The sequence below is a fragment of the Agrobacterium sp. 33MFTa1.1 genome, from assembly GCF_004328495.1.
Taxonomy (GTDB): domain Bacteria; phylum Pseudomonadota; class Alphaproteobacteria; order Rhizobiales; family Rhizobiaceae; genus Agrobacterium; species Agrobacterium pusense.
In genome coordinates this window covers 217,592-229,912 of the sequence record NZ_CP036358.1, presented here as the reverse complement: position 1 = coordinate 229,912, position 12,321 = coordinate 217,592, and the positions used below count along the sequence as shown (strand labels likewise).

General features: G+C 57.5%; 15 protein-coding genes. All 15 read right to left on the bottom strand.

The window, feature by feature from the left end; translation table 11 throughout:
- Positions 1 to 24: 24 nt before the first annotated feature.
- Complete coding sequence (locus EYD00_RS01160) at positions 25 to 699, bottom strand: WecB/TagA/CpsF family glycosyltransferase (protein ID WP_004440036.1); 675 nt, start codon at positions 697 to 699, stop codon at positions 25 to 27.
- Between the two features lie 208 nt (positions 700 to 907).
- A complete protein-coding gene (locus EYD00_RS01155; protein WP_004440034.1) occupies positions 908 to 1,447 on the bottom strand; it encodes a flagellar basal body-associated FliL family protein in 540 nt (179 codons plus the stop codon).
- A complete protein-coding gene (locus EYD00_RS01150; RefSeq protein ID WP_006698182.1) occupies positions 1,447 to 1,815 on the bottom strand; it encodes a hypothetical protein in 369 nt (122 codons plus the stop codon). The genes EYD00_RS01155 and EYD00_RS01150 overlap by 1 nt, the downstream gene beginning before the upstream one ends.
- Positions 1,816 to 1,844: 29 nt before the next feature.
- Complete coding sequence (locus EYD00_RS01145; protein ID WP_004440031.1) at positions 1,845 to 2,402, bottom strand: rod-binding protein; 558 nt, start codon at positions 2,400 to 2,402, stop codon at positions 1,845 to 1,847.
- A 114-nt stretch (positions 2,403 to 2,516) separates the two neighbouring features.
- Positions 2,517 to 2,936 (bottom strand): hypothetical protein, encoded by a 420-nt coding sequence (locus EYD00_RS01140; RefSeq protein ID WP_004440029.1) that lies wholly within the window; start codon positions 2,934 to 2,936, stop codon positions 2,517 to 2,519.
- A gap of 14 nt (positions 2,937 to 2,950) precedes the next feature.
- Positions 2,951 to 3,706, bottom strand: coding sequence for a flagellar biosynthetic protein FliR (gene fliR / locus EYD00_RS01135; RefSeq protein WP_004440028.1), 756 nt, complete (start codon positions 3,704 to 3,706; stop codon positions 2,951 to 2,953).
- The gene (gene flhA, locus EYD00_RS01130) at positions 3,703 to 5,790 is read right to left on the bottom strand and encodes a flagellar biosynthesis protein FlhA (RefSeq protein WP_004440025.1); all 2,088 of its coding nucleotides are present in this window, start codon (positions 5,788 to 5,790) and stop codon (positions 3,703 to 3,705) included. The genes fliR and flhA overlap by 4 nt, the downstream gene beginning before the upstream one ends.
- A 159-nt stretch (positions 5,791 to 5,949) precedes the next feature.
- The gene (locus EYD00_RS01125) at positions 5,950 to 6,216 is read right to left on the bottom strand and encodes a flagellar biosynthetic protein FliQ (RefSeq protein ID WP_003515115.1); all 267 of its coding nucleotides are present in this window, start codon (positions 6,214 to 6,216) and stop codon (positions 5,950 to 5,952) included.
- Positions 6,217 to 6,265: 49 nt separating this feature from the next.
- Positions 6,266 to 6,736 carry a flagellar hook assembly protein FlgD gene (gene flgD / locus EYD00_RS01120; protein ID WP_004440022.1) on the bottom strand — a complete coding sequence of 157 codons (471 nt, stop codon included), beginning with the start codon at positions 6,734 to 6,736 and terminating at the stop codon, positions 6,266 to 6,268.
- Entirely contained in the window at positions 6,727 to 7,176 is a 450-nt protein-coding gene (flbT, locus tag EYD00_RS01115; RefSeq protein WP_004432543.1) for a flagellar biosynthesis repressor FlbT, read from the bottom strand. The genes flgD and flbT overlap by 10 nt, the downstream gene beginning before the upstream one ends.
- Entirely contained in the window at positions 7,173 to 7,517 is a 345-nt protein-coding gene (gene flaF, locus EYD00_RS01110) for a flagellar biosynthesis regulator FlaF (RefSeq protein WP_004440020.1), read from the bottom strand. Before flaF ends, flbT begins: the two co-directional genes overlap by 4 nt.
- A 34-nt stretch (positions 7,518 to 7,551) precedes the next feature.
- The gene (locus tag EYD00_RS01105) at positions 7,552 to 8,655 is read right to left on the bottom strand and encodes a flagellar hook-associated family protein (protein ID WP_004440018.1); all 1,104 of its coding nucleotides are present in this window, start codon (positions 8,653 to 8,655) and stop codon (positions 7,552 to 7,554) included.
- Between the two features lie 3 nt (positions 8,656 to 8,658).
- Positions 8,659 to 10,152, bottom strand: a complete 1,494-nt coding sequence (flgK, locus tag EYD00_RS01100) for a flagellar hook-associated protein FlgK (RefSeq protein WP_034496022.1) — start codon at positions 10,150 to 10,152, stop codon at positions 8,659 to 8,661.
- Between the two features lie 22 nt (positions 10,153 to 10,174).
- Positions 10,175 to 11,455, bottom strand: a complete 1,281-nt coding sequence (locus EYD00_RS01095; protein ID WP_004440014.1) for a flagellar hook protein FlgE — start codon at positions 11,453 to 11,455, stop codon at positions 10,175 to 10,177.
- 105 nt (positions 11,456 to 11,560) lie between these two features.
- On the bottom strand, positions 11,561 to 12,232 hold the full coding sequence (locus EYD00_RS01090; protein ID WP_006698188.1) for a response regulator transcription factor: 672 nt from the start codon (positions 12,230 to 12,232) through the stop codon (positions 11,561 to 11,563).
- Positions 12,233 to 12,321: the final 89 nt, after the last annotated feature.

The following is a 12,321-nucleotide window of genomic DNA, read 5'->3' as shown; positions in this document are numbered from 1 at the left end:
TAACGGACCTTCGCCGAACTCGCCTCAGCCCTTGCCGAGAGCGATATGCCAGGGTTCGGCGCAAAGGCTGTAAAGCCAGCTCATATGCAGCCTGCGGAAGATTTCAGGCATGCCTGCCACTTCGGACGATAATATCTTGAAAAGCGGCCCGACTGCGATGGCGACTCGCGCGTCCTCGCGGTTGACGGTGCGATGCAGCCACATCTCCTGATTTTGCTTCGTCATTCCCGCCAGCAGCATATCCACTTTCACGCCGGACGTCTCGCCGCTCAGCATGACGAAGTCGTGCCAGGGCGCATGGCTACGCAGCTTGCCAAGAACGACACCGAGCTGGGCTGCATCGTCACCCGCAACGCCGATCCGTTTCGGTACTGCCATATAGGTGAGGAGCGCCATGACAAAGGCAACGCCATCGATCACGACCGGCAGAGGCTCACCATGTGCGCGCCGCGCGGCAGTGTTCAACGCCTTGCCCTGCGGGAAAAGCAGGCAGCTTTCGAGGACCTGCCGATAGCCGATGTCCTTGAGTGAAAGCTTTGCCTTTTCAAGGGTGAGAAATGAGAGCGACGTGTGGCCCTCAGAGGCGGAAGCCCTGTCGCTCACATGTTCCAGCGCTGCGTTCCAGTCGAGGTCGCAGAAGTGCAGCCCGTAAATGTCCCGCTGCTGTCCCGGTCGTGCAAAACCCGTCGTTACGTTCATACCCAGCCCCCGATGCAAGCCCCGCCCGTCACGCGCAGGTTTCTGCGGGTTCGCGGTTCATGGACCGTTTATACATGTGCTGTTTGAATTTACGCTGAAAGCAATCAATAGAATTCCAAGGCCGACGCAAAGGAATGATTAACCACGTGGATCACGCGACCGTCCCTTGCCTCTGGCCATGCCGAAGGCACGAAGCGGGGCGGCGCTATCAGTGGCCTGGCGCGGCGGCCGCTTCCTTGCCGGCGTCGGCTTTTTCACCTTCGACGATCTTGATGGAACGGGGTGTCCCATTCCCGTTCTGCTCACGAATGTCGGCTTTGGACAGATAATCGAGTTGCTCGATCAGCACGTCCTCGACCACCTCGTCATCAAGCCTCTTGTTCAGCCCCTCGCGGATGCGCTGCTTGAAGGCGTCGGGATCGAAGGTAGAGATATTGGCGATGTTGACCATGGAAGAACCCGCCAGGAGCGTGAACAGCTCATCGGTCATCAACTGGGTTGCCGGCAACTCGATTTTCGCCATCTTGTCCTTGTCGACGCGCAGCGAAATACGGCTTAGGAAGTAACCGTTTACCCCGCCATCATTGATGACGGGAATGGTGATGCTTTCGCCCTTGACCAGTTGCAAGCTGGCCTTTTTTGCGCCCGCCTCATCCGGCGCGGGCGCCGTCGCCATCTGGACGGAGAAATACACCGCGCCGAGCGTGACGGCGCAAACCCAGACGCCGGTGAGAAGAAGCTTCAACATCAGGAGGCTGCGCCGTACATGAACTGTTCCTGGGAGTAGGTACCATCCGTGTCGGCTTCCTGGATTGCGTTCTTCAGGAGGTCGGCGACCGCGCGAACTGCATTCAGATGTGCCTCGACGCGGCTGGCATTGGTGGCGAGCTTGGACTTGATGCCCTTGACCTGCTCCATGTAACCGGCAGCGATTTCCTCGCGCGGGGTATCCCGGAACAGCATCGTCAGCTCATAAAGGCACCGGCTCTTATGGGCATTGGAGACCTTGAAGTCGAACCGCGGGTCCTTACCGATATTGTCGTTCTCATGGTCGATGATCATTTCAAGGCGGCCGAGAACGGATTGGATACGGTGGTCGTTCGACATAAGGTCCATGCTTGTCTCCTCGTTAGGGTTTTTCATTCTTAAGCCTCGTCCGTTTTATCATTGGAAACGCCGAGGACCTGCCGCTCGAACTCCGCCACCATCCGAATTGCAGCATTATGGTCTTTTTCATTCATCGATACGTCGGTTATGCCTTTGCTTTCGGCCTTCCGAAGCGCATCCTTGTATGCCTGCTCTGCAATGCCGACACCGCCATTTCTGGAGATCGTGTCGGCAAACTGTTCGGCCATCATGCTCTTCCAGATTTCGCCGGCATTACCTTTGCCGTAAACTTCCTCGCTGTCTTTCGGCAGCATGTTGGCTACGAAGGTCTGGAGGACAGAGGCCTCATATTTGCGATATGTTTCAGGAATTTCGGTGCGAGCCGCGCGAATATTCGTATTGCCAAGGCCCGCCTTCGAGGAGGCGCCATCCAGCATATCCACCGCGGCGCCAAAGCCCTTGCCGGCATCTGCAAGGCTGGTTGCGGCAAAAGCCGCCTTATTGGCCTTGAGTTTCTCCTGGGCAACCTGGACTTCCTGGGGGTCCGCAGCACGCACCACATCCATCACCAGATCACTTATAACCGATATCGCCACGTCCCGATCTCCCGAGCTGACGAACGCGCGGCACGAACCGGCACGTTCACCCAATCAAGAAACATCGCTTTAGGCGTCCTCAAAAAAACGCCCGCGATGCAACAATGGAGCAGACTATGAATCGCCAACCTTGCTGGAGGCTGGTGTCCGGGAAGCATTCGTAATTTCTAACAAATCATAGATTGCATTGTCGTCGGCCTCACGATCCTCGAGATCACGGGCCAGGTGCATCCTGTCCTCCAGCCTGTCGGCCTTGGTTTTTTCTTTGAGCACCCTATTTTCCTGCAATTGCTGCACGCCGGAGAGCTGACGGTCCTTGACGACCAGACGGCCGTAACGATCCGAATAGTGCCTCGAGAATGTCTGATGCACCGGCTCCATCGAACTCATGGCTTCCAGCACGCTGTCCATCGATTGCGCCACTTCGCTTCGCGTGCGGGTGGTGTCGGCCAGTTCGACCTCGGCCATTTTTTCCATGTGGCGCTGGACCGTGACCAGACGCTTGAGTTTCTCCGACCGCTTGTCTGAGGCCACCGCGTTTCTCCCGATCAAAAGCCGATGAAGACCGGGCCGAAGCCATCCACGAACTGGCGGATGAGGGCCGCGACCGACAGATAGAGCATGAAGATGCCACCGGCGAGAACAAAGGGCGTCGATATGAAGTAGACGGGGATTTGCGGTGCAAGCTTGTTGATGAGGCCGACTGCGACGTTGAACATCAGACCGTAGATCACGAAAGGGCTAGCAAGCCGAAGCATGATCGAAAACGACGCCCTCAGCGTGTCAGTCAGTGTAATCAGCATCTTCTGGCCGCTGATGAGCGCGCCGACCGGCGTGGCGGTATAGGAATCCACAAGGGCCTTGAGGACGATGTGGTGAAAATCCAGCATGAACAGTACCAGCAGTCCGCCGAAGGTGATGAAGTTGGATATCTGGTTTTCCTGGGCGTCTTCGATGACATCGGCGCCGCCGGGCGCACTGAGGCCGACCGATGCGCCGATAAGGGCGCCGGTGAACTGAAAACCAAGCGTGTAAAAGCGCGCGATCAGCCCGTACATCGCACCGATCGCGATCTCCGTCGCGATGAGGCCGACGACAGTGCCCTGATTCGCGCCGGAAATTTTCGGATAGATCGTATCCCACAACACCGGCAACAGGGCCATGGACACAGCCACACACAGCAACATGCGAATCTGCGGCGAAATGCGCGAGCTGGAAAAGCCCGGCATGGTCATGAAACAGGCGCCGATACGGCAGATGGCAAGGAACAACGCGATAATGGTTCCCTGCGGGTCGGTTATCATGAAATGGCGCCCAGGATCTTGATCTCCAGCCCCTTGGCAAGTTCCACATGCGAGAGAACCGGCAGGGTTGCGAAGAGTCGCTCGATAATCATGCGCACATAGGACCGCGTTTCCGGTGAGGTTACAAGCACAAAGGGCAGGCCGCGATCCATGAATTCACGGATAACTTTCGACGCCTGTTCGGAAAACTCCTCAAGATGGCGGGGATCGATATCGAATTCGACGATTTCGCCCTTCTGGTCGCGCTTCAGCGCCTGATGGAAGACCATGTCCCACTTGTTACCGAGACGCAGGACGCGAAGCACGCCATTATCGGCCAGATCACCGCAGAGCTGCTGCGACATGCGCACCCGCACATGTTCGACGATCTGTTCCGTCTTGCGCACATGCGGCGCAAGTTCGGCGACGGCTTCGAGAATGAGATGCAGGTTGCGGATCGACACACGTTCGGCAAGCAGCAATTTCAGCACGGCCTGCAGGCCGGAATAGGACATGTGCGACGAACAAATCTCGTCGGCGAGCTTCTTGTATTCGGGATCCAGCCTGTCGATGAGTATCTTGACGTCCTTGTAGGACAGAAGCTGCGGCAGATTGTTGCGAATGACTTCGCTCAGATGCGTCAGTACAACGGAGACGTTATCGATCGGATGGAAGCCTTCGCGCTTGAGATCCTCGGTGAAGGTTTCGAGGATCGATACCGCCGGCATGCCGAAAGCGGGTTCGCGGATTTCGTCGCCCGGGATGCTCGGCTTGCGCCCTGCCCCTGTCACGACGAGAACATCTCCGACGCGCAGATTGCTCGATGCGATGGTCGTGCCGTGAACGCGGATCTGATAGGCCTTCTCCGGGATCATGATGTCGTCGGAAACCTTGATCTCCGGCACGACGAAACCATATTGCGTTGCGAATTTCTTGCGCATCTTGCCGACGCGGAAAGCCAGTTCCTGATGCGCGCCGAGAAGGCGGGTCGAAACCTGTTTGCCGAGCGCCAGTTCGATCTCGGCGGTTTTCAGAACCTGCTTGACCGAGTCTTTTTCCGCCTCTGTCGTCTGGAGAATCTTGCTCTCCTCCTCCTGGCGACGAAGCGCGCTTTCGGCTTCAGCCTGGCGCGGAATATACCAGCTGCCGAACGCCATGATGCCACCGAGGAACATGAAAGGCAGGAAGGGCAGGCCCGGAATAATGGCAAGCAGGCCCATCAACATGGCAGAAACCATCAATGCGCGCGGATAACCGCTGAGCTGATTGACGACCGCCTGATCCGTGGACCCCGCCGTGCCGCCACGCGACACGAGGAGGCCGGCTGCCAGCGATACGATGAGGGCCGGAATCTGCGAGACGATACCGTCACCGACGGAAAGCTTGACGAAAACATCGGCCGCTTCGCCGATCGGCATGCCGTGCCGGAAATAACCGATGATGATGCCGCCGAAAATGTTGATGGCGGTGATGATGAGGCCCGCAATCGCATCGCCGCGGACGAATTTCGAGGCGCCGTCCATCGAGCCGAAGAAAGAGCTTTCCTCTTCCAGCTCGCGGCGGCGGCGCTGCGCCTCCTTCTCATCGATGATGCCGGCGGACAAGTCCGCATCGATCGACATCTGCTTGCCGGGAATGGCGTCGAGGGTAAAGCGTGCGCCGACTTCAGCGATACGCGTCGCACCCTTGGTGATGACAATGAAGTTGACGGTGATCAGGATCAGGAAGACGATCAGACCGATAACGAAATCGCCTGACATGACGAGACTGGAGAAGCCGGCGATTACACCGCCTGCCGCCGTCGGACCCTCATTGCCGTGTGAGAGGATGACGCGCGTCGTCGCAATGTTCAGCGACAGGCGGATCATGGTCGCGATCAGCAGCACCGTCGGGAATGACGAGAAATCCAGCGGCCGTTGTATCCAGAGCGCCACCATGAGAATGAGGACCGAAAGCGCGATGGAAAACGCCAGGCCGATATCCACCAGAACGACCGGAATGGGCAGGAACAGAACGCAGAGGATCGCCACGATGCCCAGTGCGAAGCCGATGTCACGCGTGCTCGGACTGACCTTGGGCAAGGAAATGACTGGTGGTTGCGCCATAAAATTCGTCCTGTCTCTTCATGAGAAGGGCGACGGAAAAGCCGCCGCACGGTTCCGCGGCATCGTTTCGCGAAATCGCTCACGCAATTCGGCCCGATGCTTCAACCTATCCCTAGCCGCCGAAGCTTGCGCGAGGATGGCATCCTGGCCGGATCGATATCAGAAGCCCGATTGCACGCGTGAAAAGACGAGATTGGAAAAAAGCGCTATCTGCGCGCCCACAAAGGGGGCGGCGACGCCGAGGACAATCATGATCGTGACGATCTTGGGAACAAATGTCAGCGTCATTTCCTGAACCTGCGTCAGGGCCTGAATGAAGGCGATGGCGACACCGACGATCATGGCGGCGAGAACCGCAGGACCGGCCGCGACGAGAACCGTCCACACTGCCGCCTGCATGATATCAAGCGCATCGGCCTCGTTCATCGTCGCATCCCTCGTTCCAGAAAGGCGGCATTATACCGCCTTATCAATATCAGGAACCAGCTGGCGTATCCGAATCGGTTCCGCTATCAGATTTATCCGTGATCGGACCGTTGGAGAAGGTCACACCGGCCTGCAGCAGCACCTTGTCACCAGCTTCGGTGATGGCAACGACGCCGTCTGAATAGACTTCGACTTCCTTCACCACGCCCGTGACGGTATCGTCGGCGCTCTTTACCGTCTTGCCGACCAGATCCGACGCACGGGTCAGTGCTTCGGCCTGCAGCATGCTCTTCAGATGGGTGTTCGTCTTGATGGTCTGCTCGACCTGCGAAAAGCTTGCAAGCTGCGACATCTGCTGACCAGCATCCATCGGGCTGGTCGGATCCTGGTTCTTCATCTGGGCGATGAGGAGCTTCAGGAAGCTGTCATAGTTCAGCGAGGCCGCGTTCTTGTCGTTGCTGCTCGCCCCGGCATTCGCCCAGGGGTTTGCCGCCGCCGCATTGACTGCATCTACCGCCATGGTGCGATCTCCTTGCGAATCTGTTCGATCGTTGCAGGGGTCATTTCCTGATTGTTGAGGATTTTCTCCTCGATCGGGTAAAGGCCGCGGATGGCCTTCAGCGCTTCGAAAGCCTTGCCGGAGGCAACCAGCCCGTCGATGCGCTTGAGCTCCGCCAGGACCTCGTCATGCTGGAAGCAATTCAAGAGCATGCTCACGGACTTGCGGAACATGTTGGTGGACTGTTCGCGCCCCTCCGGATTGATGAGAATCATCTGCGCGATGAAATAAAGCTGTCTCAGCGGGGTGGTAGCCTGGTCGGGCTGCAATACGTGGTTCTCGAGCAGGAACGTGACATCGTTCAGGAATTCCAGCGCCACCTTGCGATCCACACGCAGAACTGCGCCGTTGATGAAAATCTTTTCGCCCGACTTCAGCGAAATTCGAAGTGTACTTTTCATTTCAGTCCATCCCTGATGATGGTTGTCACGTCAATTATGCCCTGGAAATTCGTCGACTGACGTTTCCGGATCAGTTCGCACTCTTTCAGTATCCAGATCGCGATCGAAATCAGATTGGCCCTCAGTTCCATGGCCAGTTGATTATCCGGCTGCTTGAGATCCTCAATGAAGCGGATCCAGACCCGTCGAGTGTAAAAAAGCGCTTCGATCGTGTGCCGCTGAGAAGAGGAGTCCTTCGCCTCCGCAAGCAATTCGATCGATTTGGTCAACGCCTGTCGCTCGCGGTCTTTCGCGTTGGCGACACCATCCTCCATGATTTCGGCGTAGGAAAACTGGTACATTCATGTATCCTTTATCTGCCGCCACCCCTGTTCATCAGAGGTAGTTCACCAGACTCATTTTTTGCAGACGCGACGTGAGGCTGTATGCGATCTCAATCTGCTGCTGCAGCAGATCGAGACGGGTCTTCGCCTCGTAGGTATCGATCCCCTCGATATCCAACAGATGTGTTTCGATGATCTTCTTCTGGGCAGCCAGAGAGTCATTCGACTTTTTGACGCGCTCCTGCGAAAGGCCAAGACTGCTTGCCTGCTGGTTCAGCCCACTGATCGCCTTGCCGATAGTCGTCACCGACTGGGTGGCGACCGCCTCGCGGACCGTGCTCGAAACATTGTCCTTGAGGAAGGTCATCGCCGTGATTGCCGTCATCGCGAAGTAACGCATGCCCTGCGAATTACTGTTGGTTGACGTTTCGACCACCTCGTTCTGGCTGATCCGGCTCGTCATGTTGGTATCGCTGGCGTTGGAACCGAACCTCGTCCAGAAATCGACATTCTGTCCCACAGCGAGACTGCTGTGCGGCGGGTTGGTTACAGTCGTCGTACCGTTGAATACGCCTTCCATATGCGTCATGAAGGCGTTGACCTGATCTTTGGACAGGTCCGAGATACTCCCCACGGCCGGCGTCTGTGTCGCCATGAAATGGTTCAGTTCGGCGTCATAGGCGGCTTTCAACGGCGAACCGTCGGCGGAATAGTCCTGGACCGGCTTCACATCCGTATTCGTACCGGAAAACAGATACTCACCATCCACGGCCGTGTTGGCAAAGCTGGTGAAATTGTTGAAGGCGATCGTGATTTTCTGGTTGACGGTGGCAAGCGTGGGCTGCTCGCTGCTCGTATTCGGCACCAGAACATTGAGGATTTCCTGGGCGGCCTTTGCCATGCCGTCCAACGCGGTCTGCGACGATTCAAGACGCTGTGTGGCAAAGGAGTTGACCGTGACGAGCGAGGAAATCCGCTCCACGTCCCTGTTGAGATCGAGGCTGCGGGCCGTATTGGCACCCAGCGTCACACCAATATCCGCGTGCTTGCCCGTGGTCAGCTCGGTATTGAGATTCGTCATCTCAAGCTGAGCCTTGAGGATGGTGCTGCGCATGCTGTTCTGCATCGCCAGCGATGAAATGAATGACGTTTTCATCCTTTACCTCACCATGTCCATCAAGGACTTGAGCATTTCATCAACGGTCGTCACCAGTTTCGTGGCCGCCTTGTAAGACTGCTCGATATCCATGAGCAGCGACAGCTCCTCGTCCAGGCTAACCGCCGTATTGTTCGAATAGGATGTCGCAGAGCGCTCATAAAGCGCGCTTTTCGCTTCGTTTGCCGAAGTCGCACCGGACCGTTCCTGTTCGAGCCAACCCATCGAGTTGGTGCCGTATTTCAGGATGCTGGTATTCGTATCGATACGTGTCGACGCGGCGAAATTCATGGGCGCGTCGAATGCGGTCACATAGCTGTCGATCAGAGCGGAAAACCCGGTTCCGCCCGTAGCTGCGGGATTGACTATATAAGCGGTACCGTTGATGCCGCCGTCGCGCAACAATTCCGGATTGCCACCTTGCGAAATAATTAACGCGGAGTTGACGGTAATGGTCGCAGCGAGCCCCGGGACGACGACGCCGGCGGGAGGAATCTCGCTCGTTGCGGTTGCCGTCGACCAGGTGAAAAGGCCGGGTTTCGCCGTCAGGGGCGTCGCAGGCGGCGCCGGCTGGGTAATCGGCTTTTCCGCAAACATCGTGATCAGGCCGCGCGCGATTTCGTCGAGCTGGCTCTGCATGGTCGGCGCAAGTTCATCGCGAATCTGCATCAAACCCTGAAGCGATCCTTCCGCCGTCGTGTTGCTGCCGCTGCCGGCCTTGAGCGCCACACCGTCCACATAAATCGCGTTGCCGGTGGTCGTCGCGTCGTAGCCCGGCTGCGCCTTGAAGGTTACCGGACGCGGTACGATCTCGAACAGCGTGGCGCCGTCGGTCGTGTAAAGCGCGACGTCATTATTCGGGCGGTTGACGACATTGATGCCGATGATGGACGAGATGTCCTTCAGCAAGGTCTCGCGCTGATCGAGTGCGTCACTCGGATCGCCGCCGATCGCCGTCTGCGCCTTGACCTCGTTATTGGCTTCCTCGAATTTCGCGAGCAGGCCGTTCAGCTTGTCGACCTGAAGGGAGATTTCTTTGTCGGCACGCAGACGCATCGCCTGCAATTCGGCAGACGCCTTGTTCAATGAGCTGGCGACATCCGCGGCGGAAGTCACGGCCGTCGCGGCAAGAGCAGCATTGCTCGGCTTGGCGGCATAGCCGCTAAGGCTCTTGAGCAGTTCCTTCATGTAGGTGGACGGCGCGCTCTCGTAGTCGTTGCCGCCGAAAATGCTCTTCATCTCCTCGAGACCGGTCAGAACAGTGTTCTGCCCGGTGGCCAGCGAGGCGCTGGAAATCGTCTGCCTGAGAAGACTTTCATTCTGGGCACGGCCATTGGAGACGATACTCGCTCCGGCCATGGTCGTGCCGAGAATGGCGGTTCGCTTGACGTAGTTCGCATTGCCGACATTGGCAATGTTTTTCGAGGTAACGTCCGTCTGCTTACCTGTATTATTGAAAATCGACTGCGCAGTATTCATTGCTGACGTGAGCGACATTCATCTGTCCCCGTAGGAATTACTATCTCTTCAGATTGATCAGGACGTCCATCAAATCCGATCCAGTCTGGAAGACCTTCGAATTCGCGGTATAGATGCGCTGGGATTCAATCATGTCGGTGAGTTCGCTGGCGATATCGACGTTCGAGCCTTCCAGCGCGCCCTTCTGGACGTAACCAAAGCTGCCCGATTGCGGGAAGCCGATGGTAACGACACCGGACTCGTTGCTCGGAAGATAAACGTTGCCGTTCTGCGGGCTCAGGTTGTCGACGCTCGGCACGGTGGCCAGCGCCAGCTGGTAAATGTTGCGGCGGCCGCCATCCTGGTAAACTGCCGTCACTACGCCATCCTTGCCGATTTCGACATCCTTGATCTGGCTCGGACCGTTACCGTTCAGGATCGCCGTGCCGGGCGTGAACTTCGACGAAAACTGGGTCATGTCGGACAGGTCGATGTTGATCGCCTGCGCCACGCCGCTGTTGTTGTCGTCGATGGTGATGGATTTGGGAGACGTAGTCGTCAGCTTGTTGGTCGCAGGATCGAAGGTCAGCGTGACGCTTTCCTGCACAAGGGATGCCGGCGCAGTCGCCGTATAGGGGAAGCCACCATTGGTCGACTGATCCTGACGGTAGACCGCCACTTCCCAGGTGTTGTCACCGGTCTTGGTGTAATAGAAGTCGTAGAGTACCTTCGCGCCGCCGCTATCGAATGCGGTCAGCGAAGTCTTGTTGCCGAACTTCGCCGTTGCGGAGTTGGTGCTGGGGAGCGACGCCGCCGCTACGGCCGTATCGTCACGATTGAGGTTGGCCGGGAAGCTGCCCTGCGTGGAGGGCGATGCCGTCAGGCCGAAATTGTTGACGTTAATGGCTTCAAGACCTGTGAAGCCGTTAACGACGGCAGCCGGCGGGTTGGAACCGTAGGGGTAACCCATCAGCTGGAAGCCAGCGGCGTTTTCCAGATAGCCTTCCGAGTTTTTCACGAAAGAGCCGGCACGGGTGAGATAAGGCGTGCCTGCACCATCCTGGACAACGAAGAAACCGTTGCCCTGAATGGCAAGGTCAGTACCCGAGGTGGTGTAGGAGAGGTTGCCCTGCTCCGAAATGCTGTAGCGAACGTTGGACTGCACACCGCCGGAAGCGTAGCTGCCCGACGAGGAGGGCAGAACGAGCGACGAGAACGACGTCGATGCACGCTTGTAACCGGTGGTGCTTGCGTTGGCGATGTTGTCGCCAACGGTGCCCAGCTTGTTCGCCTGTGCATTCATGCCGGACACGCCGGTTCGCATAGTGCCGAAAATACTCATTCAAAAACCCTCGTGGTCATCTTTCAAGGAGAAGGTAAAGCGTTTGGCTTGCGTGAAGCTGTCTGAAATACCGCGTTTGAAAAAGACCACGCGGGTCAATGAAAATCATTGCCAATCAATGCTGTAGCCGAGGAACCGCTTGGAATCGACCGGGTCGTAGCCAAGTTTCTTGCGCAGCTTCTTGCGCAGCTTGCTGATGTGGCTTTCGACGACGTTTTCTTCGACGTCATCATCGAAGATGCCGTAGATGGCATTGAAAATCTGCGCCTTGGAAACGCGGCGTCCGCGATTGGCGATCAAATATTCAAGAATGCGGCGCTCGCGGCGCGGCAGGGGAAATACCTCGCCGCCCACTTCCGGGTCGCGTCCATCGGAGAAGACCCGGATCGGACCGGCGTCGGTGAAATTCGAAATGACCTGCAGCCGGCGGCGAATAGCCGCCGCACGTGCGAGGATTTCCCGAGGGTGAACGGGCTTGCGCACGACATCATCGACGCCGCTGTCGAACAGCGCGAGTGTCGCTTCCAGCGAGGGCTGGTCGCTCACCGCGATGACAGGCGCCGTCGTGCGATCCCTGATCGCCTTTGGCAAGGAGAAGCTCCGGTCGCCCTGGCCGATCAGGAAGGCTTCCACAGCCGCAAGATCGCTTTCCGCCGCCGTCGAGACCCATTCCCCGAATTCGACCGGATCGAACCCGGTCGAGGGAATGCCCTCACGCCCAAATAGAGATGTATAGCCGTCTTTAACGAGCTCGCGCTCATCAACCACTACGATCATTCGTCCGCCTCCGAATCAGTGTGGTGTTTTCCAATGAGGCATTGGTACGAATCGGGGGATTCAGCGACAACTGTAGGAAATCATCGATA